Origin of the sequence: Pseudoalteromonas sp. S3785 (assembly GCF_005887365.1) — a bacterium.
In the GTDB taxonomy this organism is placed as follows: domain Bacteria; phylum Pseudomonadota; class Gammaproteobacteria; order Enterobacterales; family Alteromonadaceae; genus Pseudoalteromonas.
Genome location: NZ_PNCT01000011.1, coordinates 13,060 through 35,803, shown reverse-complemented (window position 1 = coordinate 35,803; position 22,744 = coordinate 13,060). Strand labels below are relative to the sequence as shown.

20 protein-coding genes, 1 tRNA gene and 1 pseudogene are annotated in these 22,744 nt (G+C 40.7%); 13 read left to right on the top strand and 9 right to left on the bottom strand.

The window, feature by feature from the left end:
* Window positions 1-53 precede the first annotated feature (53 nt).
* The 3 genes from CWC17_RS03635 (at window position 54) to speD (ending at window position 1,866) form a co-directional block, all read left to right on the top strand.
* Window positions 54-401, top strand: coding sequence for a DUF3802 family protein (locus CWC17_RS03635; RefSeq protein WP_055015599.1), 348 nt, complete (start codon window positions 54-56; stop codon window positions 399-401).
* Between the two features lie 150 nt (window positions 402-551).
* Window positions 552-965, top strand: coding sequence for an OsmC family protein (locus CWC17_RS03630; protein WP_138612102.1), 414 nt, complete (start codon window positions 552-554; stop codon window positions 963-965).
* Window positions 966-1,053: 88 nt separating this feature from the next.
* Entirely contained in the window at window positions 1,054-1,866 is an 813-nt protein-coding gene (gene speD / locus CWC17_RS03625) for an adenosylmethionine decarboxylase (protein WP_004588193.1), read from the top strand.
* A gap of 80 nt (window positions 1,867-1,946) precedes the next feature.
* On the opposite strand, the gene CWC17_RS03620 is transcribed toward speD, so the two are convergent.
* Complete coding sequence (locus CWC17_RS03620; protein WP_055019520.1) at window positions 1,947-3,218, bottom strand: aromatic amino acid transport family protein; 1,272 nt, start codon at window positions 3,216-3,218, stop codon at window positions 1,947-1,949.
* Window positions 3,219-3,646: 428 nt separating this feature from the next.
* Between CWC17_RS03620 and CWC17_RS03615 the strand changes: the two genes are divergently transcribed.
* The gene (locus CWC17_RS03615) at window positions 3,647-4,444 is read left to right on the top strand and encodes an alpha/beta fold hydrolase (RefSeq protein WP_138612133.1); all 798 of its coding nucleotides are present in this window, start codon (window positions 3,647-3,649) and stop codon (window positions 4,442-4,444) included.
* A 420-nt stretch (window positions 4,445-4,864) separates the two neighbouring features.
* A complete protein-coding gene (locus tag CWC17_RS03610; protein ID WP_138612101.1) occupies window positions 4,865-5,344 on the top strand; it encodes a hypothetical protein in 480 nt (159 codons plus the stop codon).
* 130 nt (window positions 5,345-5,474) lie between these two features.
* Here CWC17_RS03610 and cysQ read toward each other — a convergent pair whose 3' ends face one another.
* The 6 genes from cysQ to cysG are packed head-to-tail and all read right to left on the bottom strand — an operon-like array spanning window position 5,475 to window position 12,437.
* Window positions 5,475-6,245 carry a 3'(2'),5'-bisphosphate nucleotidase CysQ gene (gene cysQ, locus CWC17_RS03605; protein ID WP_138612100.1) on the bottom strand — a complete coding sequence of 257 codons (771 nt, stop codon included), beginning with the start codon at window positions 6,243-6,245 and terminating at the stop codon, window positions 5,475-5,477.
* Window positions 6,246-6,250: 5 nt separating this feature from the next.
* Window positions 6,251-6,847, bottom strand: coding sequence for an adenylyl-sulfate kinase (cysC, locus tag CWC17_RS03600; protein WP_138612099.1), 597 nt, complete (start codon window positions 6,845-6,847; stop codon window positions 6,251-6,253).
* A 33-nt stretch (window positions 6,848-6,880) separates the two neighbouring features.
* On the bottom strand, window positions 6,881-8,605 hold the full coding sequence (locus tag CWC17_RS03595) for an SLC13 family permease (RefSeq protein ID WP_138612098.1): 1,725 nt from the start codon (window positions 8,603-8,605) through the stop codon (window positions 6,881-6,883).
* A gap of 32 nt (window positions 8,606-8,637) precedes the next feature.
* Complete coding sequence (cysN, locus tag CWC17_RS03590; RefSeq protein ID WP_138612097.1) at window positions 8,638-10,062, bottom strand: sulfate adenylyltransferase subunit CysN; 1,425 nt, start codon at window positions 10,060-10,062, stop codon at window positions 8,638-8,640.
* A complete protein-coding gene (gene cysD, locus CWC17_RS03585; RefSeq protein ID WP_138612096.1) occupies window positions 10,062-10,961 on the bottom strand; it encodes a sulfate adenylyltransferase subunit CysD in 900 nt (299 codons plus the stop codon). Before cysD ends, cysN begins: the two co-directional genes overlap by 1 nt.
* Window positions 10,962-11,009: 48 nt before the next feature.
* A complete protein-coding gene (gene cysG / locus CWC17_RS03580) occupies window positions 11,010-12,437 on the bottom strand; it encodes a siroheme synthase CysG (protein WP_138612095.1) in 1,428 nt (475 codons plus the stop codon).
* A gap of 281 nt (window positions 12,438-12,718) precedes the next feature.
* On the opposite strand from cysG, the gene deoC reads away from it, so the two are divergent.
* From deoC to CWC17_RS03565, 3 genes and pseudogenes are all read left to right on the top strand, one after another.
* Window positions 12,719-13,462: a deoxyribose-phosphate aldolase gene (gene deoC, locus CWC17_RS03575; protein WP_138612094.1), complete on the top strand. Its 744-nt coding sequence runs from the start codon at window positions 12,719-12,721 to the stop codon at window positions 13,460-13,462.
* 13 nt (window positions 13,463-13,475) lie between these two features.
* Window positions 13,476-13,841, top strand: coding sequence for a hypothetical protein (locus tag CWC17_RS03570; RefSeq protein ID WP_249935882.1), 366 nt, complete (start codon window positions 13,476-13,478; stop codon window positions 13,839-13,841).
* 153 nt (window positions 13,842-13,994) lie between these two features.
* Window positions 13,995-14,585 (top strand): annotated as a pseudogene (locus tag CWC17_RS03565) (SPFH domain-containing protein); the annotation flags it as partial.
* A 47-nt stretch (window positions 14,586-14,632) separates the two neighbouring features.
* Here CWC17_RS03565 and CWC17_RS03560 read toward each other — a convergent pair.
* Together CWC17_RS03560 and CWC17_RS03555 are read right to left on the bottom strand one after the other, a co-directional pair.
* Complete coding sequence (locus tag CWC17_RS03560) at window positions 14,633-15,766, bottom strand: CsgG/HfaB family protein (RefSeq protein ID WP_138612093.1); 1,134 nt, start codon at window positions 15,764-15,766, stop codon at window positions 14,633-14,635.
* 114 nt (window positions 15,767-15,880) lie between these two features.
* Window positions 15,881-19,867, bottom strand: a complete 3,987-nt coding sequence (locus CWC17_RS03555; RefSeq protein WP_138612092.1) for a hybrid sensor histidine kinase/response regulator transcription factor — start codon at window positions 19,865-19,867, stop codon at window positions 15,881-15,883.
* Window positions 19,868-20,031: 164 nt separating this feature from the next.
* On the opposite strand from CWC17_RS03555, the gene CWC17_RS03550 reads away from it, so the two are divergent.
* The 5 genes from CWC17_RS03550 to rplA all read left to right on the top strand — a co-directional run bounded on the left by CWC17_RS03550 (window position 20,032) and on the right by rplA (window position 22,530).
* Window positions 20,032-20,108 (top strand) — tRNA-Trp (locus CWC17_RS03550).
* A gap of 132 nt (window positions 20,109-20,240) precedes the next feature.
* Window positions 20,241-20,618, top strand: a complete 378-nt coding sequence (secE, locus tag CWC17_RS03545) for a preprotein translocase subunit SecE (protein ID WP_004588203.1) — start codon at window positions 20,241-20,243, stop codon at window positions 20,616-20,618.
* Between the two features lie 4 nt (window positions 20,619-20,622).
* Window positions 20,623-21,180 (top strand): transcription termination/antitermination protein NusG, encoded by a 558-nt coding sequence (gene nusG / locus CWC17_RS03540; protein WP_024032045.1) that lies wholly within the window; start codon window positions 20,623-20,625, stop codon window positions 21,178-21,180.
* A 213-nt stretch (window positions 21,181-21,393) separates the two neighbouring features.
* Window positions 21,394-21,822, top strand: coding sequence for a 50S ribosomal protein L11 (rplK, locus tag CWC17_RS03535; protein ID WP_004588205.1), 429 nt, complete (start codon window positions 21,394-21,396; stop codon window positions 21,820-21,822).
* Between the two features lie 3 nt (window positions 21,823-21,825).
* Window positions 21,826-22,530, top strand: a complete 705-nt coding sequence (rplA, locus tag CWC17_RS03530) for a 50S ribosomal protein L1 (protein WP_055015587.1) — start codon at window positions 21,826-21,828, stop codon at window positions 22,528-22,530.
* Window positions 22,531-22,744: the final 214 nt, after the last annotated feature.

Sequence of the window (22,744 nt, the reverse complement as noted above, 5' to 3'; positions counted from 1 at the left end):
TGGCGCTTTCTGCTTAAATCTATGCAATTAGTTATTCAAAGGTGAAAATCACAATGGTTTTAGACAGGCAAGGGTACGATGACTTGATCATGTATCTAACTCAAAATTTAGCGTTATTTGAGAAGCCAGGCGAAATCAAACCCGGTGCGCCAACCGTTATGGAACTCATAGAAGACGTTATAGCGCAAAACGTGATGCTAATTTGTGAGCAACACACAAACCTTAATACCGAGCAACGCAGCCAAATAGTGCGCGAGGTAGACGGTATTGTTTACGACTTACAAGAAGTACTAAGCAGCATAACCTCTCAGCCCGTTACGGTTGAACAGCACGCATTTATAGACGAGTTTGCTGGGCTTATTAAAAATCTATTTGATAACGCGGTCACACAAACCGCTTAACGTTACCCGTTAACACAGCGCAGTGCGACCTAATTGCTGCGCTCCTATTACTTCTCGCCTTATTAATAACACCACTAAATTTAATCTCAGCGTTCACGTATCGTTGCAGATTGTTATACAATCAATAAAACTTTTTTTAGAGATAATCACATGCAAGCAAATGTAAAATGGGTTGAAGGCGACACCTTTATTGGCCGTTCTAATTCTAATCACAATGTCGTTTTTGATGCTGGTAGCGATAGCGCTGCACCAAGCCCTATGGAAATGGTACTTATGTCGGTTGGCTGTTGCTCGTCGGTAGATGTTGTAAGTATTTTAAAAAAAGCCAAACAGGATTTTTCGGATGTGCAAGTGCAGCTAAGCTCTGAGCGCGCCGAAACAGCGCCTCGTGTATTTACTAAAATTAACTTACACTTTGTTGTTACAGGCAATAATGTATCGGAAAAACACCTTGCGAGGGCGGTTTCTCTCTCTGCTGAAAAGTATTGTTCTGTTGCTTTAATGCTTGATAAAACAGTAGAAATTACCCACAGCCACGAAGTTGTGCAAGAACAGGGAAAATAACGCTTTTTCCGTGAGGAAAATTCGTATAAAATCCGCGAACTTTTCATTCTGCAGGTGCAGATTTCACTAATTTATAGGTTGGTTTATCATGAACAAACCCTTCGATAAACTTAAACTTCATGGCTTTAATAATTTAACCAAAAGTTTAAGCTTTAGTATTTACGACATTTGCTACGCAAAGACCGAGCAACAGCGTAAAGAATATATTGAATATATCGACGAGCAGTACAGTGCAGATAGACTAACCGACATACTAGGTGATGTTGTTGATATTATTGGTGCTAACATTTTAAATGTGGCGCGCCAAGATTATGAACCACAAGGCGCAAGTGTGACTATTTTGGTGTCTGAAGAGCCGGTAGAAGAGCAGCAGAATTACGATGCTGACGAAGCGCCAGGCCCATTACCCGATTCTGTTGTTGCGCACCTAGATAAAAGCCACATTTGTGTACATACCTACCCAGAAGCGCACCCTGATGATGGCATTTGTACATTCCGTGCTGATATTGAAGTATCTACCTGTGGCATTATTTCGCCACTTAAAGCGTTAAACTTCTTAATTCATAGCCTAGAGTCAGACGTAGTAACTATTGACTACCGTGTACGTGGTTTTACTCGCGACGTAAACGGCGTTAAGCACTACATTGATCACGCTATTAACTCGATTCAAAACTTCATGACAGAAGATACCAAAGAAGCGTACCAAATGATGGACGTGAATGTGTATCAAGAAAACCTGTTCCACACTAAAATGATGTTAAAAGAAACCGACTTAAACACTTACTTGTTCGGCCTATCGACTGATGAGTTGTCGGATGAAGAAGAAGAAGAAATTCGCTCTAAGCTAACCCGCGAAATGCAGGAAATATTCTACGGTCGTAACCTACCAGACGCAGAATAAACAGTTTAAAGCAATTTAATTGTATAAAAAATGGCGCTCAATGAGCGCCATTTTTAATGGGGGTATTTATAGCAATTCGCTTAATTAAGCATGCTGTAAATAAGCGCACATACGGCCAGTGAGCCCACAGCAAGTACAAACAAGGTACTTAAGCGGTTGCGGTATTTACTCAGCGCAGGCACTTTGTACACGGCAATCATAGGCATAATAAATAAAATCATCGCAATGATAGGGCCAGAGAGCTGATCCATCATGTCTAAAATGCTTGGGTTTTTAACCGCGCAAAACCAAATAGCAAAAAACATAATAAGTACGCCAATTTTGTCGGCTGCTTTTGCACTTAAGCTTGTTTGCTTAGTTACCAAACCGGTAAAGCTTTCGCGTGCACCTAAAAAGTGCCCTAAAAAGGATGACGTAATCGCAATAAAGGCAACCAGCGGGCCAAGAGTCGCGATATACGAATTACTAGTAATATTAGCAAGGTAAGATAAAATCGATACGTTCGCGGCTTTAGCAGTAGCCATTTGCTCGCTAGTAAGCGAAAGCACGCACGAAAACACAAACAGCAGTACAAATACAATAAGCAGTAAGCTAGTGCGCTTTAAAATAGCCTCAGCCTTATTAGTGGCCTGATCGCCATAATGCCCACGCTGCACGTTCACAAAGCTTGAAATAGCCGCCGCATGGCTAAACGAAAACACAATGATAGGAATAGATAACCACAGCGTTTTAGTAAAGCTGCCTGCCTCTGGGAGGCTCATATCTGGCATTTGCCAGCTGGGTATTAAATAAAGCGATAAGCAAAATAAAATACCCACAAGCGGATACACCAAAATAGCGAACGCGCGAAGCATTAAGCGCTCGCCGCCCATCATTAGGCTAATCATACCGGCAACTAATACACCCGAAAGCAACACGCGAGAAGGTGACTCAAGGCCCATTTGGTTAACCATAAAGCTGTCTACGGTATTGGTTAAGCCTACGCCGTAAATAAGCAAAATGGGAAATATAGATAAAAAGTATAATAAAGAGATTAACCTACCTGCCGTTACACCAAAGTGCTCCTCAACAACATCAGTAAAATCTGAATCTTTGTTTTTAGACGACAACACAAAGCGGGCCAAGCCACGGTGTGCTAAAAAGGTCATTGGAAAGGCTAAACAGGCTAAAATAATTAGTGGCCAAAAACCCCCAATACCAATATTAATAGGTAAAAATAAAATGCCCGCGCCAACGGCGGTACCAAAAAGGCTTAACGTCCACTGCGTATCGTGCAGGTTCCATTTAGAAGTAGGTGTGTGTTCACCTGTTTGTGATGCATTTGAAAGCGTTGCATCTTGTGATGGTGTCATGTGTGTGCTCATCCATTATTTAAATAATAATCGCGCGCAAGAATATAGTTTTTAGCTAAAAGTTTCATGTTTTGTGGCATTTTGTAGACTAATTAATTAGACGCCGTTGCAGCAAAAGTGTCATGAATACGAAACAGCGCTGTAAAATTAAACAAATATGCTAACCAGCACAGTTTGTAGGTTGGGTAGAGCGAAGCGAAACCCAACACGCCCATAGTGTTATTCAAGCGTTAAAGCAAAAATAGGCGGTTGTAATAACGTAAAAATAGGGGCGCCATTTTTATTGGTTCCAACTAATATCAAAGCTTGCTCACAAAATCTGCTAAGTAGCAGCCATTGAGCCGAACTTCATAGGAGGTTTATACTAAACTCCGTTATACTTCCTGCAATTAAATATGCCAAACGAAGTAAACAGGCCGCTAACTGCAATGAGCAAAGACATTCTTTTTCATACTACTTTCCCGCACGATACCAGTAAAACATGGGTTGTATTTGTGCATGGCGCAGGGGGGAGTTCGGCAATTTGGTTTCGTCAGCTTAAAGCCTATAAAAAAGAATATAATGTATTGCTGCTCGATTTACGTGGGCACGGTAAATCAAATAACTTAGTACAAAACTTTGTAGATAATAATTATTCGTTTAATAAGGTCTCTAAAGACATTATCGATGTGTTAGATCATAACAATATCCCTAGCGCACACTTTGTTGGCATATCATTGGGCACTATTCTTATTCGCAATATTGCTGAAATTGCGCCGCAATATGTTTCTAGTATGGTGCTAGGTGGAGCGGTTACTCGCTTTAATACGCGCAGTAATACACTGGTTTATTTAGGGAATACGTTTAAACACTTCTTGCCTTATATGTGGCTGTATCGTTTATTTGCTTTTATTATGATGCCCAAAAAGCGCCATAAAGAATCTCGACTTTTGTTTGTTCGCGAAGCAAAACGCTTATGCCAAAAAGAGTTTATAAAGTGGTTTAAATTAGCCATGGACGTAAACCCCTTAATGCAGTACTTCAAAGAAAAAGACATTGATATACCTATCCTTTACATTATGGGTAAAGAAGATCATATGTTCCTTGGTCCTGTTAAAGACATGGTAAAACGCCATAAAAATAGCGTACTGCAAACTATTCACCAATGTGGCCATGTTTGTAACGTAGACCGCCCTGACTTATTCAACCAGCACTCGCTTGCTTTTATCGCCCAGCAAAATCGTTAAGGATGTAGAAGGGGTAGAACTTTCTTTTTGCCGTTAGCCATAAACTCAAAACAAGACCTAAAGTAATAAAACCCAACTATAGAGCAGTATTTTATAAATTAGGTTTTATATCAAATCGTAGGTTTGCCCGAGCGAAGTGAAGCCCCACATTTCATAGCTTCCGTCAATTCTTACTTTATTTTAGTTATAGTTTTTCAAATTTTAGTCTAAGTTGGTGTGATAACGGATATCTAGAAGCTTGAGTGTCCTTACTTATTGGATTTATTTAATCAATAATAATTTTCAAACTAATTAAGGAGCAATAATATGAGTAATAATTCAATAAAGTGGTATGAGCAACCAAGTGGTATATTAGCTTTAAATATATTAGGTAGCATAGTTACTGCTCTCATTTTTACATTAATATTTTAAAGGTTGGCTATGAAGAGTAAATATCTAGATATTAATGAGCAAACTATTAATGATTTAGAGGACGCGTGGGGGTACCTTAATAAGCACTTTTATAGTGAGTTAAATTTAGAAAGAGAGCGACCTTTAGAGTCGGAAAATCCACTTGGTAAACTTGCATATTTTATGGAATTTGGGATTTACCCACCACCTGAGTTACTTCTAAAAATATCAGAGATTTATGAGGTGTATATGTTACAAGCGGGTAAAGTTGATCTTGAAGAATCATTTTATGGAAAGCCCATTAAAGGCATTGGAAACTTTTCTGGGCGAGAAGCAAAAAAGCAAGACGTTAAACTTTTAGAAATGACGTTATCTATGGAAGCTATTAGTAAGAAAAAACGTTCGCAATATGAAGTAGCCGAAGAATATTTGAGAGCTAAAGGCTCAGACGAAGATCCTGAACACTTATTAAGAAAGTTGCGAAGATACAGAAATAAGCTTGCTGACTAAAGCATACAACAAGCGCTTTACAATAAAAAATAGTCTCCTCGATGTGTAGTGGTCACCTATTGATAATATACAGGGCTAAAGCTATCACTTGTCTTGCTGACAACTGATAGCTAACCACTCAAAACTGCTCTTACTCTTCTATCGCACTCACTACAAAATACGGATTTAAGTACTCATCTTTGGTGTTATAAATAAGCGGGCTGCCATCAAGCTTAGTCACTTTGGCACCGGCTATTTCGGCGATTGCATGGCCTGCGCCCGTATCCCATTCACACGTTGGGCCTAAGCGTGGGTAAATATCGGCGCTGCCTTCGGCCACTAAACATAATTTTAGTGAGCTGCCTTTTGACACCATTTCAACGTCGTCAAAGCGTTTTACAAACTCGGCTAAATCAGGTGATGGGTGCGAGCGGCTGCCTACAACACGTATTAGGCCTTTATTAGGCTTGGTAGTTACTTTAAGCTCAATGCGCTCATCGCCTTTGTCTTTAAACGCACCAATGGCATCGCTTGCAAGGTACGATACGCCAAGTGCAGGCGCATCAACTACAGCCAGTACAGGTTTACCGTTTTCGATAAGCGCTATGTTTACGGTAAATTCGCCGTTCTTTTTAATAAACTCTTTAGTGCCGTCGATGGGGTCTACTAACCAGTAGCTTTTCCATGTTTGACGAATATCCCAGCTTATATCAGCGCTTTCTTCGCTAAGTATAGGTGTGTCGGGGGTGAGCTGTTTTAACCCTGCCACAATCACTTTATGAGCTGCTAAGTCGGCGTCGGTTACTGGGCTTTCATCGGCTTTGTATTCAACGTTAAAGTCCTTTTCGTAAATCCCCATTATGGCTTGGCCTGCTTTGCGGGCAAGGATGAGGGTTTCTTCTAGTAGCTCGGTTTGGTTCATTGGGGTTAACCTATAATATGCTTTTGTTTTAGATACGTTATCAGTTGTGTAACCGATTGGTCTAGGGTGTTTTTACTGGTATCTAAAATTATTTCTGGGTTGCTTGGGATTTCGTAGCTTGAGTCGATGCCAGTAAAGTGTTTTATCTCTCCTGCGCGGGCTTTTTTGTATAAGCCTTTAGGATCGCGGCTTTCACATACATCAAGCGGGGTATCTATAAATACTTCAATAAACTCGCCGTCGTCGACAAGGTTACGCACCATGTCGCGCTCTGCTCTAAATGGTGAAATAAACGCAGTAAGCACTAATAAGCCTGCATCGGTCATTAGTTTTGCGGTTTCGCCAACGCGGCGTATGTTTTCAATACGATCTTCGTCGCTAAAGCCTAAGTCTTTACATAGGCCGTGGCGTACGTTGTCGCCGTCAAGCAAGTAGGTGTGCGCGCCTTGTTGGTTAAGCGCGGCTTCTAGTGCATTCGCTACAGTGCTTTTGCCAGAGCCAGAAAAACCGGTAAACCATAAAATAGCCGGTTTATGCTTTTTTTGCTCACTACGCTGTGACTTAGTGGTTGCGTAGTTATGCCAAACAATATTTTCATCCATAGTGGTGAGTCTCTTGTACTTTAAGCGCCCGTATTAAAACGGAAATACGAGCGGGATCAGGGTTAATACCGTGATTGAATAAATAATAGAAAGGGGCAAGCCCATTGTTATGTAATCTTTTAAGCGGTAGTTGCCCGCACTATAAACCATAAGGTTTGTTTGATACCCAAATGGCGATATAAAACTGGCCGATGCGCCAAACGCTACCGCCATAATAAAGGGTAGCGGATCTACATTAAAACCCACGGCTAGCGAGTAAGCCACAGGGAATGAAAGCGCAGCTGCGGCATTATTAGTAATAAGTTCGGTGAATAATACGGTCAACAAAAATATGGCGATAAACGCGCCATACGGGCCAAAATCGCCTAATACCATAAATAGAGCGCTTGATATTTGCCCGGCAAGTCCGGTTTCTATCATTAATTTAGCAAGCCCTATGGCACTGCCTACGACGGCAAGTAGTTCAATGGGAAAACGACGTTTTACTTCGCTTAGTTTAACTGTGCCGCTAAGCAGTAAGCCAATAAGTAACACCAGTAGGCCTTTTACTAAGGGGACTATACCTACAATGCTTAACCCTAATACCGCAGCAAAGCCTGCCAATACAATATTAGATTGCTTAGGTTTTAAGTGTGTTTGTAAATCAAACCCCGATATATACACAAATTCGCGGTTTAGATTAGGTAAAGAATAAAAGTTTTTACCTGGGGCGAGTATTAAAGAGTCGCCAGCTTGCAATTGCACTTGCCCAAGGCCGCCTTGTAAGCGATCGTGCCCGCGGCGAATGGCAATAACCGCAGCATGAAACTGCTCTCTAAAACGGGCTTCTTTTACGGTTTTGCCAATAAATTTAGAGGATTGACTTACCACTACTTCCACTAGGTGTTCTATGTCTTTTTCGTGGTTGTCGTGCACCACTTTTAATCCGTCAAAGCGCCTTAATAAGGGAACAGATTTAATGTCGCCAACAAACAGTAGTACGTCGTTTTGTCTAATAATTTGCTGAGGTGTTACTGCGTATATACGCTCATCGCCACGAATAATTTCGGCGAGGAATAAATCTTTTAATTCGCGTAGGCCGTTTTCTTCTACGGTACGGCCAATAAGCTTAGAGCCTGCCTGCACTTTACCCTCTAAATAAAAGGGAATAACCTCTTGCGCGTTTTTGCCGTTGTCGGGCAGGTATTTGAGCATCACTAAAATAGTAACAAGGCCCACACTTAATGCGCCAATGCCTATTAAGGTAAAATCAAAAAAGCCAAGTGGTGCTATGCCGGCATCCACAGCAAAGCCGTTCACTATTAAATTGGTTGATGTACCAATAAGTGTAATGGTGCCGCCTAATATAGCAGTGTACGACAGCGGTAAGAGTAGCTTTGAGGGTGAATGATTTGGGTTGTCTTTTATGGCGGTAATAAGCGATGCAACAACCGCGGTGTTATTAGTGAATGATGACAAAAACGCGGTTGATAAACCAAGCTTTGTTACCGACTTTACTAAGCTCCCTTTAGATAACGATTGGGAAAGCTGTTGTATGAGTGTAGTTTTTTCAATCGCGATTGAAACCAGCACTAATAGCACAAGAGTAATGAGCGACGGGTTTGCGTAGTTTACTAGCATGCTTTCAAGGTCAATCAGGCCAGTTAAATAACCTGTACCAATAGCGCTTACAAATAACCAGGCTGGATTAATGCGGGTGCCAAAAAGGCACCCAACTAAGGTAAGCATAATGCCTGTTAAAACGAGCTGCTCTACCATGCTTTTATATTCCTAACAGACATTTTTTATACTTACAGTTTTGAAATATCAAGCGCTTGCCAATGTGGGAAGTGCTTGCGTACTAAGCTATTAAACTCAATTTCAAAGTCGCTGAAATCGTTGTTTTGTTTTTCGCTTTTTAGTACTTGCTCAATCATACCTGCGGCAACCGTTAAGTTAGATAAACGATCGATAAGGATAAATGAGCCAGTTTCGTGGTTGTTGTGATACTCATCAGCTAATATTGTTTCGCTTAGCTCAAGCGTAACAATGGCAATTTCGTTTAGCTGAAGTGAATCGGCTGTGCCGTGCTCTAAGGTATTTACATCAATAGTGTGGTCAATCTTTTTAACCACGGCTGATGTATTTTTGCTACCTAGTTTAATGTTGTAGCTTTTACCTAGTACCAGCGGCTCTTCGTGCATCCACACAAGTTTAGCTTGTATAAGGTTAGTAACCGTTGCATTTGAGCTTTGCGGCACAATGACATCGCCGCGGCTAATATCAATTTCGCTATTTAGGGTAACGGTAATTGCTTGGCCGGCTTCTGCGTGATCTAGGTTGCCATTGAAGGTCACAATTTCTTTTATGCTTGATGTTTTACCCGACGGTAATACTTTTATTGCATCGCCAACTTGTAATTTACCTGATGCCAATGTGCCCTGAAAACCACGGAAGTTTAAGTTAGGGCGCACTACATATTGCACTGGTAAGCGTGCTTCAAAGCCGGTATCGGTTTCGGCCGCTGGTGAGTCTTCTAAAAGCTCAAGCAATGGCTTATCTGTGTAATAAGGCGTATGTGCAGAGCGTGTTACTACGTTGTCGCCTTTAAGCGCCGACATAGGTACAAACTTAATGTTTGATACGTTAAGTTGCTCAGCAAATTTAAGGTAGTCGGCTTTAATTTTTTCATAAACGGTTTCGTCAAAATCAACGATATCCATTTTATTAATTGCTACCACAAACTGTTTAATACCGAGCGAGTCACAAATAAAACTATGACGCTTAGTTTGTACTTGCACACCATAGCGAGCATCAACTAAAATAATGGCTACATCGCTGGTTGATGCGCCTGTTACCATGTTGCGTGTGTATTGCTCGTGCCCTGGGGTGTCGGCAATAATAAACTTACGCTTAGCGGTTGAAAAATAACGATATGCTACGTCAATAGTAATGCCTTGCTCACGCTCAGCTTGTAGGCCATCTACGAGTAGCGCTAAGTCGAGTTCTTCGCCTGCGTTACCTACTTTTTCGTTATCTTTATGAAGGGCTGCAAGCTGATCTTCATAAATTTGGTGGCTGTCATGTAAAAGGCGGCCAATCAGTGTTGATTTACCGTCATCTACGCTGCCACAGGTAAGCATGCGTAATAAGCTTTTATCTTGTTGGCGTGCTAGGTAGGCGTCTATGCCAATTTCTTTTACTTCGTTAATAGTGTCGTTAGTATTGGTAGACATTAGAAATACCCCTCACGTTTTTTCTTCTCCATTGATCCTGCTGAGTCGTGATCGATTACACGGCCTTCACGCTCTGACGACGTAGATAACAGCATTTCTTCGATAATTTCAGTTAGGTTGCTAGCTGTAGATTCAACGGCACCGGTTAGTGGGTAACAGCCTAAAGTACGAAAACGTACCGATTTCATTTGCGGTACTTCACCTTCTTCAAGTGGCATACGTTCATCGTCAACCATAATTAAGGTGCCATCGCGCTCAACCACTGGGCGCTCTTTAGCTAAATAAAGCGGTACCATTTCGATGTTTTCTTGGTAAATGTATTGCCAAATATCAAGCTCAGTCCAGTTAGATAGTGGGAATACACGAATGCTCTCACCAGGATTAACTTGACTATTGTAGGTATTCCAAAGCTCTGGGCGCTGGTTTTTAGGGTCCCAACGGTGGTGTTTATCGCGGAACGAGTAAACACGCTCTTTAGCGCGAGATTTTTCTTCATCGCGGCGTGCGCCACCAAATGCAGCATCAAAGCCGTATTTATCTAACGCTTGCTTTAAGCCTTGGGTTTTCATTATGTCGGTATGTTTACCTGAGCCATGCTCAAACGGGCTAATACCCATAGCCATGCCTTCTGGGTTTTTGTGTACCAGCAGGTCAAAACCGTATTCTTTTGCAAGGCGATCGCGAAATTCAATCATTTCACGAAACTTCCAGTTGGTGTCTACGTGTAATAACGGAAACGGAATTTTTGCAGGGTAAAATGCTTTACGCGCTAAGTGCAAAAGTACCGACGAGTCTTTACCGATTGAGTAAAGCATTACTGGGTTCTCAAACTCAGCGGCGACTTCGCGCATGATTTTGATACTTTCAGCTTCAAGTTGCTGAAGGTGAGTTAAAGCCATTGTTAGTCGTCCTACTAAAATGATTAAAAGTGATTAAGGTAAATATAATTATGTATTTGATACACCAGTGAGCGGCTGAGCAAAGCTACTGGTTTGCTCGTTTTGGCTAAACCACGCAAGCTGCGAGTGAAGAGCGGCTACTTCGCCAATAATAAGTAAGGCTGGCGATACAACACTGTTGCGCTCTATTAAATCTGCCAGCTCACCCAATTGCCCTGTAATAACACGTTGGTTTTTACGCGTGCCGTTTTCTATTATGGCAACGGGTGTAGTTGCACTGCGGCCATGTTTTAACAGCTGAGCTTGTATATGTGGCGATTTAATAACGCCCATATAAATTGCTAAAGTTTGATGCGCTTTAGCAAGCGATTGCCAATCAAGCTCTTGGCCATCTTTTTTACAGTGCCCCGTTACAAACTGTATAGCTTGTGCGTGGTCGCGATGCGTAAGCGGAATACCTGCATATGCACTACAACCTGCAGCTGCTGTAATACCTGGCACTATTTGATAATTCACGTTATTGGCAGCCAGTACTTGTACTTCTTCACCGCCACGGCCGTAAATAAAGGGGTCACCGCCTTTAATGCGGCACACTTTTTTGCCTTGCTTGGCAAAATCAACCAACATTTGGTTGGTATCTTCTTGGGCTACACTGTGATCGCCTAAACGTTTGCCTACGCAGACTAAATCGGCATCACGGCGTACTAATTCCATAATTTCATCTGACACTAAGTAGTCGTATACAACAACGTCAGCTTGTTGCATTAATTGCAGTGCTTTAAGGGTTAAAAGCTCAGGGTCGCCAGGGCCTGCACCTACTACATACACTTCGCCCTCTGGCTCTGCTTTGGCATCAAGCATTTGTTCTAGCTGCGCTTGTGCTGCATCGATATTACCGGTTTGTACTTTGCTCACGACTGATGAATCAAACACGCCTTCCCAAAACTGGCGGCGGTCGGCAAAGTGTTTAAAGCGCTGTTTTACTTTATCTCTAAAGCTGCCAACTAAAGTAGCCAGTGGGCCAATGTGTTGTGGGATTAACGTTTCGAGCTTTTCACGTAAACGCCGTGCAAGTACTGGTGCGGTGCCTGCACTTGATATAGCAATGGTGATTGGGTCGCGATCTACTATTGATGGGAATATAAACGTACATTTAGGCTGGTCATCAACCACGTTTACAAACACGTTGCGCGCATTTGCAAGCTCAAATACATTATTGTTTACTTCGTCTAAGTCTGTGGCTGCTATAACCAGCATTTTGCCATCAAGGTGCGACTCATCAAAATAGGCATCAATAAGCGTTACTTCATTGTTGTGTGCATGCTCTTTTAGTTCATCACAAAACCAAGGTGCCACTAAGGTTACATTTGCGCGGGCTTTTAAAAACGCGCGACATTTGCGTAATGCAACCTCTCCACCGCCAACAACCAGCACGGGTTTGTTGTCGAGTTTGGTAAAGATAGGTAAATACTGCACGTGGTTAACACCTCTAAGTTAAATCTAAAATAAAACGCTATTGAGCAGATGGCAGAATATAGCGCGCATTAGTAAGTAAAAAATAATTAAAACCAAGTTTATATAACCAAAAGTTATAATGGGTGGTCGTTTTAGGTTTAAGGCTTAATCTATAGGGGATTAAGGCGAGTTACACGCACAATATTGTGCTTATAGTGTTTGGTTATGAGCTATAGCGAGATTACGTTAATTTGTTACTATGATGCTAAACCTAATTTATCGCCTACCTAAAGGGGTTACTGATGACTGAACAACTCAACGACGCACACTTAGCGGTTTCGTTAATGGACCTAACCAGCCTTAATACAGCTGATACTTCAAACGATATTCAGCAGCTTGTAAATAGTATAAACCCACAATTGGGTACACCGGCTGCGGTATGTGTTTACAGCGATTTTGTAGATGATGCAAAAATAGCATTAGCTGCGCGTGAACTTAACCATGTAAAAGTAGCAACGGTTACAAATTTTCCGAGTGGTGATGCGCCACTGAGCGATGTGATAAACGAAACGCTAATTGCTATTGAGCGTGGTGCCGATGAAATAGATTTAGTGATCCCCTATAAAGCGCTTATTGCGGGTGAGCACAGCAAAGTGCTCGAGTATGTAACTGAAAGTAAAAAAGTCTGTGGTACAAAAGCGCAATTAAAAGTAATTATAGAAAGTGGCGAGCTTAAAACTGAAGAGCTAATCGCTAAAGCAACCAACTTAGCGATTCAAGGTGGGGCTGATTTTGTAAAAACTAGCACAGGTAAAGTAGCTGTAAATGCAACGCTTGAAGCCACAAGCGTGATGCTTAATACTATTAAAAAATCGGGTAAAGTAGTGGGCTTTAAAGCCGCTGGCGGTGTTAAAACTGTAAGTGATGCAAGTGAATACCTAGCACTTACACGCTCAATAATGGGCGAGGATTATTTACAAGCCGCTACATTTAGGTTTGGTGCCTCAAGCTTACTAAGCAATGTATATAAAGTATTAGAAAAATAACTAAGGACATAGAATGAAACCAAGAAATTCAGGGATGCAAACGCTGGTTAATAACTTTGCTAAAGGTGCCATTTTGGCCGGGGTTGTCGGGTTTGGCTTAACGGCATGTACTAACCCAAGCACGCCAGCGGGTGAAGAAGGGTATGTGTACGAAAAACCAAGAATATTTGGCGAAGGGGGCTATCAAGGCACCATGAAAGGGCCTGCTAACTATGGTGTTTCTTTACTTCGTAATGAAGTGGTAAACATTGATATGAGGCCTAATTTATACCCAAACCACCTCAAGATACGAGTTTCAGTTGGAATTAAAAGCGATTTAGGCAAGGCATTGATTGCAAGTAATAGTGGTTCTATTGTTAAAATTAATAACGCAGTATAAATCGCTTTTAAACCAACCCGTCGGGCGTTTCACAGGCACTTACTCTCATCGTTGTTACTTCTTAAAAGGGAGTGCCATTCTTGCGAATTAACGCCTTGATATTAAGCCCCTGTGAAACGCTGAATTCTGCATCCTGAGGTGGTTTGGGTATAGACTGAAACATTTAGGATACTTGCTAATGATGATTTAAATATTAAATTTGATTTTCATGCAGTAATAGGTATTCAAAGTGGCTCGGTTAAAACAGTTGTAGAAGAGTATGGCGCACAGAATTGGTATAAACGCTTTGTGCGTGAAACGTTTAGAACTTATGTGCGTGACATTGTGCAAAAGTACGACAGTGGTGAGCTGAAAACTAACCGCGAAAAAATAGCGCAAGAAGTTAGCCTGCGTTTACAAACTTATTTATCATCAACGCCCTTTAAATTAGCAAATGTAGTAGTGGGAGATATTAATTACCCAGCCATTGTCGCAAACGCTGTAGAGAAAAAACTTGCTGCGCAGCAACTACTAGCAGAAAAAGAAACACAAAAAGAAATAGCCCGCAAAGATGCTGAAATAAGAGTGGAAGAAGCAAAAGGTATTGCCCAAGCCCAAAAAATTATTAACGCAACGCTCACAGCAAATTATTTACAACATGAAGCTATAAACGCGCAGGTAAAAATGGCTGAGTCGCCAAACCATACTACCGTTTATATTCCAGTGGGTAACAATGGCGTGCCGCTAGTAAAAGGCGCTAATTAAGCCTAGGGACTTAGGTAGCTAAATTATAGCTACCCAAGTTGCTGTTACTAAAAGGCTTTAAACATACTACCTAAGCTATCAAGACCAGATTTATTGCTTTTAGCTATACATTCAGAATCGTCTAAAGACTTTTTAGTAGCGGCATCAGCAAGCCCTGTTACGTCGAGTTTATTCTCTTGTTGATATTCTCGAAGAGCAATGACTGTTTTACGGTCGTATTCTACGTCTTGCGTTTCAAATTCTTCGTAGTTGGGCTGGTTTCTTAGATAGCCTAAACACACTAAGTTTAAGCGTGACATGGCTAAGTCCATTTTTTCATAATGAGGCATTCTATGATTTGGTACCTTTATATCATCAACAGGTTTGCTTATAGCTTTTACTTTACTTACTTTTAGTGGCGGTGGGGCAGTGTAACCCGATGCTAATGTGTTATTGCTGTTGTAACGATAGTAAGTATCAGGAATTTTTGTTTCCAGAAACTCTACTGCTTTGATGATAACTTCACGAAGTGCTTTTTCTTTAGGTGTGTCAGACCAGCCGCTTATATTACCACCTACCAATGAACCACCAAAGTTTGTTGCGGCGCCTGTAAAATCGAAATCGGTACTGCCGCCCTCTACACTTGTGGCTGCTAAAATACGTGATGTGCGAGTATCTATAAGGCGTAAATCTATTGCCATATGTGTGCCTGAAAACCCTGCTGATACAGAACTAAATACATCACCAATAAAGCCGCCTGAACCAACACTGCCACCGGAACTACCATCATCAAACTCTGTTACGGCCGCAACAACAACAATTTCAGCCCCTTCAATTTCACCATATGCTGCACCTGTTGTAGCGCTTACTCTACCTGAGGTTGCTAGATCTTGTTCAGACAATACGGCATCTAAAGCTTGGCGCTCTAATACTATAAAACGGTTAGTTGTAACAAGCGCCGTTGTAAGCTGATCAGCCATCCCTTCGCCAATTTCTTTTCTCCACCACCTTGAGTCGTTCGATTTATCTGTAAAGCGGGCAACAGCTATTCGTGCTTTGGGCCCATTATATTGCTCTTTAGCTACTGTGTTTATGTTGGGGGAGTTTTGACCTGAAGTGACATTTGTTGATGTACTTTGACAAGCGCAAAGTGCGCCTGTTAATAGCGTAGTTAGCAGTAATTTTTTAGGCATTTTTAACATATGACTGTCCTTAATTAATATGCTTAAGGGAGAATGTGTTACTCCCTCAATGTTTATATATTAATGTTAATGTATTTAAATCAATAAGTTAAAAATAGTACTAAAACGAAAATCTTAGTCACACACACGAAATTTTGTATGTTTATCGCGAAATTGTTTAGGTGAGACTTGGTACTTTGCCTTAAAGCACCTAGCAAAATAACTTTGTGAACTAAACCCCACTTTTTGTGCTACCAATCCAATGGCAAGGTCGCTCTCGCTCAATAGTGATTGAGCGAGCTCTAGGCGTGTATTTCGAATGTAATCACTCGGGGTTAAATTGTAGAGTGCTTTCATTTTTAATTGTAAAGCCCTTGGGCTTAAACATAGCGAATCGGCAAAGTCTTCAACACTAAACTCTTCGTTATAGTAATTTTCTTTTACGACTGTTTTAACTCGTTCGGTAAACTCATAATCTTTACTTTGTACCATTTGTGGGTCGAGTTTAACCGATGCTGATAAGGCCGGTAGCTGCTTTTGTAAGTGTTGGTTAAGAACTTCTCTGATTGTTAAAAGCCCTTGAACGCGACTAAGTAAAAGTTCAGGTTCAAAAGGTTTGCTTAGATAGTCATCTGCTAGTAAATCTAAACCTTTTAACTTGCTGTTTGTATCGGCTTTTGCTGAAAGCAATAGAGTAGGAATATGGCTTATAGCTATATCGTTGCGCAGTGCTGAAATAAATTGATAGCCGTCCATAACAGGCATCATGACATCACTAATTATTAAATCAGGCATTTCTTTTTTGCATAAGATTAGGCCGTCTTCACCATTATGTGCGCTCATACACTTATAGCGCTCAAAGAAAATAGAGGTAAGCAAACTTCGCATTTCCTCATTATCTTCAATAATTAGGATCTTATGCTTATTTAAAGGCTTTATGGACTCTTTCATAGGAATATAGCGCGTTACAGAAGGGCACGCAGTAGGCAATGAAATTGTAAAACAACTGCCTTGGTCAATTTCGCTTGTTACAGCGACTGTACCCCCATATTGCTGCGTTAATTGTTTTACGAGCGCTAAGCCAATACCATTGCCATGTTGTTTTATAGGACTGACACGGGTAAATCGTTCAAAAATACGCGCCTTATCTTGTGGCTTTATACCTACGCCAGTATCAGATACAGAGATAACAACTTCCTTATTCTTTTGCGAAAGTGTTAACGATACGTGCCCATTATTTAATGTGTACTTTTGTGCATTACTTAAAAGATTAGTAATAATTGAAATTACATGCTCATGTTCCAAGGTTATATAGCACTCTTGCGAGGTTAAATCTTCATGTTTAAATTCAATTGCCTTTTGCTCAAATAAAGGCGCAAAGTCTTCAATTATTTGAGCAATAAGTGGCTTTAATGGGTAAGGTGAAACATGCTGGATCATTGTGCTTGGGCGCTGACTTAATTGTAAAAGCTGATTTATTTGGTTTAATAACTTTTGAGTGTTGCGGTGAATCATTGCCAGTTTTTGTTGGGTATCGTCATCAGTATGACGCTTTTTAAGAGTTGCTAGAGGCGCCATTATTAAGCTTAAAGGGGTTTTTAGTTCGTGACTTACGTTATCTAATAATTGTGTTTTTAAATAGCTAAGCTCTTGCTCTTTTTTTCGTTCTTGTTCTGCTACCTTTGCTCTATATTTTAAAGCGATAATTAACCAAGTTAATGCAAGTACAATTAAAATGTAACTTGCGTAGGCTGCTTTGCTTTTCCACCATGGCGGAACCACTGTAATGTTAAGCACGGTTTTATCGTTGCTCCAGTGACCGTATTGACTTTTCGCTTTTAAAATTAATTTGTAATTTCCTGCAGGAAGTAAGGAGTAATTCACTTGCCTTTGGCTTTGGTCTGCGTATATGAATTGTTTGTTAAGCCCTTTTAATTTATAGGCATACTGATACTGTGAGGGGGCTGCAGCACTTTTCAGTGCAGAAAACTTAAAACCAACCACATCTTCTTTTTCTTTTAGAAAAAGCTCACTGGTATAGTTTATCAGCTTAGGAGTTAACTCTTTACTTTTACTGTATTGCGCGGATGATGTTGGCTGGTTATAAATAAGTAAATCGGTAATAACAGGCTCTGGTGGTGATGATGAGAGAGAAAGTGATAACGGATAAAACTGATTAAAACCATTAATGCCACCAAAGAAAAGTTCGCCATTGGCTGCTTTGAAAGCGGCTCCTAAAATAAAGGAATTATGCTGCACCCCATTAGCGGGTAAAAAATGCAGCATCTGTTTCGTGCCATCAGAGTAGCGAGTTAAGCCTTGATTGCTACTTAGCCATAAGTTGCCACTATTATCTTGTTTTATTGCAAAAATATTTTCATTAATTAAACCGTCAAATTGAGTTATTTTTATTATCTTATTCGTCGCTATGTCTAATTTGTTTAACCCGTTGAATGTGCCTACCCATAGAGTGTTTTTGTCCTCTAAATATAAAGAAGTAACCATATTATGGGTAATACTATTAGGCTCATTTAAATGGCTTTTATAGTGTGTAAATGTTTCGTCATTTATAGAGAGCTTATTTAAACCTTCTCGCGTTCCTACCCATACAACATTATTGTGAGTGTCATATGTAATACTAAAAATAGTGTTATTTGAAATGCTATTAGTTTGTTTATCGTACTTAAAATGCGTTACTTTAAGCGTATCAGGGTTAAACCGAGTTAAACCATTATTGCCGCCAAGCCATAAATTGCCGCTGTCGTCTTCAGTAATAGCATATATGCGATTGCTGCTAAGTTTATGGCTTTGCACAGTAAATGAAGAGAAACTGTCATCAATTGGATTATACAGCAACAACCCCCCGCCATATGTACCTATCCAAACACGCTGCTTGCTATCTTCATAAAGGCTGAAAATATTACTATTAGTAAAACCTTTGTCCTGTGCGTTATCAACTTTATAACGGTTAAAGCCTTTTGGTGTCTGTTTATTTAGCCCATCGCGTGTACCTATCCACAGAGTATTGCGGCTGTCTTTGAGTATGGCCCTTACGAAATCATGTGATATAGACGTTGGGTCATTGGACAAATGTTTTTGGTGGCCAAACTGGGATTGTTTTTTGTCATACCGATGCAGTCCATAACCATCTGTGCCTATCCAAATGATTCCTGTTGGGTCTTGATAAAGTGATAAAAGATGGTCATTGGCTAAACCATGTTTTTCTGATGGCGAGTAGGATACTTGTTCAAATTTGTTGTTTGATAAAGAGGTAAATGATTGACTGAATAGACCCTGTCCATAAGTGCTAACTAATAAGGTGTGTTCATCATCCAATAGTATATCTGTTACCCAATAATCTTTTAATTGTTCAATATGATGAAATTCAGCGGTCGTGGGGTTAAACGAGGCAAGGCCCATTTTACTTCCTAATAATATTTGGTTATCAGGGGCGTTTTTCAAACGCCAAAGTTGTTTAGGACTGTTGGCTATGAGTGTAAACTTCTCAGTTATAGTATCGAACTTAATAAGCCCTATATTACTTGCCAACCAAAGAGTATTTTGTTGACCAAACATTATGTCTTTAAATTCGATATTTGCCTGTTGTAAGTTTGGATAGGTAAATAGCTTTATTTTATTTGTTTTTGTGTTTAATTGACTAAGCTGGCCTTTATCATGACCAATCCAAAGTGTTGTTTTGTCTTGTGAGGTGATTGAAAAAATAGCTGAGTTGCTTAGGGCGGGTGCAGAAAACTGATTATATACTTTGAATTTACCTGTTTCAGTGTCCAATAAATTTAACCCATTTGCAGCTGTAGAAAACCATATGTACTTGTTTGAAAAGTTAAAACAATCAGTAATCCAGTTGCCTGAAATACTATTTTGGGATGGGTCAAATTTATAATGCTTAAATTCGTAGCCATCAAATTTGTTTAATCCTCCTTGGGTGGCAAACCAATAAAACCCAGCGTTATCTGTTGTGCTGCAGGTGATGGAGTTTTGCGATAACCCTTGTTCGCTTGTGTAAGTATCGAGATAGATAGGTTTTGCAAAAACACCACAATGGCAGAGTAAAAGAGTGCAAATAATATGATATTTAATAACTGTTAGAAGTGTGTTCACGGATATCCTATCGTGGTGTATTTCCCTAAAATTAGTACAATCATAAACGGCTTTTTAATCAATGTTAAGATGGATTTATTAGTGCATTAAAGAGATTTTGCTAAGTGGGTATCTTTTAGGCTTGTGTTAATGATTTGCGTAAGTATAATAGGCATCCACTTTGCAGGGGCGTAGTTCCAATTGGTAGAACAGCGGTCTCCAAAACCGACGGTTGGGAGTTCGAATCTCTCCGCCCCTGCCATTTTTACTCATAAGTTGAGTAAGTCTGGGGTTAAAAATCGGTTTAAATAAGTCTGTTTTTAAGTTTAGATTTTAATGGATTAACCCTGCCGTTGTGTAGGGTTGTTGTGTCTGTAGTTAAGGTAATAATATTATGAGCACGAATGTAGAAACACCATCAAGTGCGATGGAGTCGGTAAAGTGGTTAGTAGCAATCGCGCTACTTGCAGGCGCAGTTGTTGGTAATCACATGTTTGCAGATCAGTCTGTATTACTACGTGCAATTGGCGTTGTGGTTGCTATAGCAGCAGGTTTAGGTATTGCCTCGCAAACCGCTAAAGGCCGTGACTTTTTAGCATTTGCTAAAGAAGCACGCATTGAAGTACGCAAAGTTGTTTGGCCAACGCGTCAAGAAACTACCCACACGACATTAATCGTAATGGTTGCAACAGTGATTATGGCGCTTATCCTTTGGGGATTAGATGGCATTTTATTCCGCGCTGTAGGCTTTTTAACTGGATTGGAGATCTGATCCCATGTCGGATGAGAACAAAGAAATTAAATTACGCTGGTACGTTGTACAAGCATTCTCTGGTTACGAAAAGCGTGTAGCGCAAACGTTATCAGAGCACATTAAAATCGAAGGTCTTGAAGAGAGCTTTGGTGAAATATTAGTACCAACAGAAGAAGTTGTTGAGATGCGCGCCGGTCAAAAGCGTAAATCTGAGCGTAAATTCTTCCCAGGTTACGTACTAGTACAAATGGACATGAACGATGCAAGCTGGCACTTAGTGAACAGTACTGAACGTGTAATGGGTTTTATTGGTGGTACGTCTGACCGTCCAGCGCCTATTAGTTCTAAAGAAGCAGAACGCATTCTTAACCGCTTACAAGAGAACGCTGAAGCACCTAAACCAGCTACATTATTTGAGCCAGGTGAAGTTGTTCGTGTTACTGATGGTCCATTTGCTGACTTTAGCGGTGTGGTTGAAGAAGTTGACTACGAAAAGAGCCGCGTAAAAGTGTCGGTACTTATTTTTGGTCGTTCTACACCGGTTGAACTTGAATTTGGTCAAGTTGAACAAGATAAGTAATTGATTAAAAAAGCTTCGCCTTTATTTACTTAAATTTTGGCACGAAGCTTGAAAAAGGCCGCTGATTAACTTATAATCAGCGGCCTTTTTGTATTAAGGCAAAAATTTATTTTTGCTCGCAAAAAGTACGAAACCAATTTTTAAACTGGGAAGCCGTTAGAGTACGCGTCCTCGCGCGCACAAGGCTAAGACCCACCAAATGAGGTATTTATAATGGCTAAAAAAGTTGAAGCTTTAATCAAGCTACAAGTTGCCGCTGGTATGGCTAATCCTAGTCCTCCAGTAGGTCCTGCACTAGGTCAACACGGTGTAAACATCATGGAATTCTGTAAAGCGTTTAACGCGCGTACAGAGTCTATCGAAAAAGGCGCTCCAGTTCCTGTAGTGATCTCTGTTTACGGTGACCGTTCATTTACGTTCGATATGAAAACGCCACCTGCTGCTTACTTACTTAAGAAAGCTGCTGGTATCAAATCAGGCTCAGGCCGTCCTAACACTGAAAAAGTAGGCACAGTAACTCGTGCTCAACTTGAAGAGATCGTTGAGACAAAACGAGCTGACCTTACAGCGGCTGATATGGACGCTGCGGTTCGCACTATCGCAGGTTCTGCGCGTGCGATGGGCTTGAACGTAGAGGACTAAGAAATGGCTAAATTAACTAAACGTATGCGTACTATCCGCGAAAAAGTGGAAGTAACTAAAGATTACGAAATCAATGAAGCAGTTGCTCTTTTAAAAGAATTAGCAACAGCTAAATTCGTAGAAAGTGTTGACGTTGCTGTTAACCTTGGTATTGACGCTCGTAAATCTGACCAGAACGTTCGTGGTGCAACTGTACTACCTCACGGTACTGGCCGTGATGTTCGTGTTGCTGTATTCACTCAAGGCGCTAATGCAGAAGCTGCAAAAGAAGCCGGTGCTGAATTAGTAGGCATGGAAGATCTTGCTGAACTAGTTAAAAAAGGCGAGATGGATTTTGACGTTGTTGTTGCATCACCAGACGCGATGCGTGTTGTTGGTCAACTAGGTCAAATCTTAGGTCCACGTGGTCTTATGCCTAACCCTAAAACTGGTACTGTAACGCCTAACGTTGCAGAAGCAGTTAAAAATGCGAAAGCAGGTCAAGTACGTTACCGTAATGACAAAAATGGTATCATCCATACTACTATCGGTAAGGTTGATTTCACTGCTGAGCAAATTCAACAAAACCTTGAAGCTCTAATCGTTGCGCTTAAGAAGGCTAAACCTTCTCAAGCTAAAGGTGTTTACGTTAAGAAAGTAACCATCTCTACAACTATGGGCGCAGGTGTTGCTGTTGACCAAAACACGTTAAGCACTTCTGTAGCTTAATAGGTGTTTACATGGCGTGAAATTTGTACTATAATTTTGCGCCATTTTGTTGAATAATTTATTGTTTAACAAGTAAAGAATTCGGGTTGAAGTCCATAATTTCGCTAAGCTCTTGAGTGATGCGATAAATTGGGCTTCCGTCCAAGACCGTAGGCGGCTTCGGCCTTAATATTACCTACGTAGACGGTGTGAATCCCCAGATAGATTTTCCTAA

Coding starts and splice junctions, on each gene's coding strand:
- cysC (WP_138612099.1), bottom strand. CDS start 6,847: ATGGATGAAAATATTGTTTGGCATAACTACGCAACCACTAAGTCACAG.
- rplA (WP_055015587.1), top strand. CDS start 21,826: ATGGCTAAATTAACTAAACGTATGCGTACTATCCGCGAAAAAGTGGAA.
- CWC17_RS03630 (WP_138612102.1), top strand. CDS start 552: ATGCAAGCAAATGTAAAATGGGTTGAAGGCGACACCTTTATTGGCCGT.
- deoC (WP_138612094.1), top strand. CDS start 12,719: ATGACTGAACAACTCAACGACGCACACTTAGCGGTTTCGTTAATGGAC.
- CWC17_RS03635 (WP_055015599.1), top strand. CDS start 54: ATGGTTTTAGACAGGCAAGGGTACGATGACTTGATCATGTATCTAACT.
- secE (WP_004588203.1), top strand. CDS start 20,241: ATGAGCACGAATGTAGAAACACCATCAAGTGCGATGGAGTCGGTAAAG.
- cysD (WP_138612096.1), bottom strand. CDS start 10,961: ATGGCTTTAACTCACCTTCAGCAACTTGAAGCTGAAAGTATCAAAATC.
- CWC17_RS03595 (WP_138612098.1), bottom strand. CDS start 8,605: ATGGTAGAGCAGCTCGTTTTAACAGGCATTATGCTTACCTTAGTTGGG.
- CWC17_RS03620 (WP_055019520.1), bottom strand. CDS start 3,218: ATGACACCATCACAAGATGCAACGCTTTCAAATGCATCACAAACAGGT.
- rplK (WP_004588205.1), top strand. CDS start 21,394: ATGGCTAAAAAAGTTGAAGCTTTAATCAAGCTACAAGTTGCCGCTGGT.
- CWC17_RS03560 (WP_138612093.1), bottom strand. CDS start 15,766: ATGTTAAAAATGCCTAAAAAATTACTGCTAACTACGCTATTAACAGGC.
- CWC17_RS03570 (WP_249935882.1), top strand. CDS start 13,476: ATGAAACCAAGAAATTCAGGGATGCAAACGCTGGTTAATAACTTTGCT.
- cysQ (WP_138612100.1), bottom strand. CDS start 6,245: ATGAACCAAACCGAGCTACTAGAAGAAACCCTCATCCTTGCCCGCAAA.
- speD (WP_004588193.1), top strand. CDS start 1,054: ATGAACAAACCCTTCGATAAACTTAAACTTCATGGCTTTAATAATTTA.
- CWC17_RS03610 (WP_138612101.1), top strand. CDS start 4,865: ATGAAGAGTAAATATCTAGATATTAATGAGCAAACTATTAATGATTTA.
- nusG (WP_024032045.1), top strand. CDS start 20,623: ATGTCGGATGAGAACAAAGAAATTAAATTACGCTGGTACGTTGTACAA.
- cysN (WP_138612097.1), bottom strand. CDS start 10,062: ATGTCTACCAATACTAACGACACTATTAACGAAGTAAAAGAAATTGGC.
- CWC17_RS03615 (WP_138612133.1), top strand. CDS start 3,647: ATGAGCAAAGACATTCTTTTTCATACTACTTTCCCGCACGATACCAGT.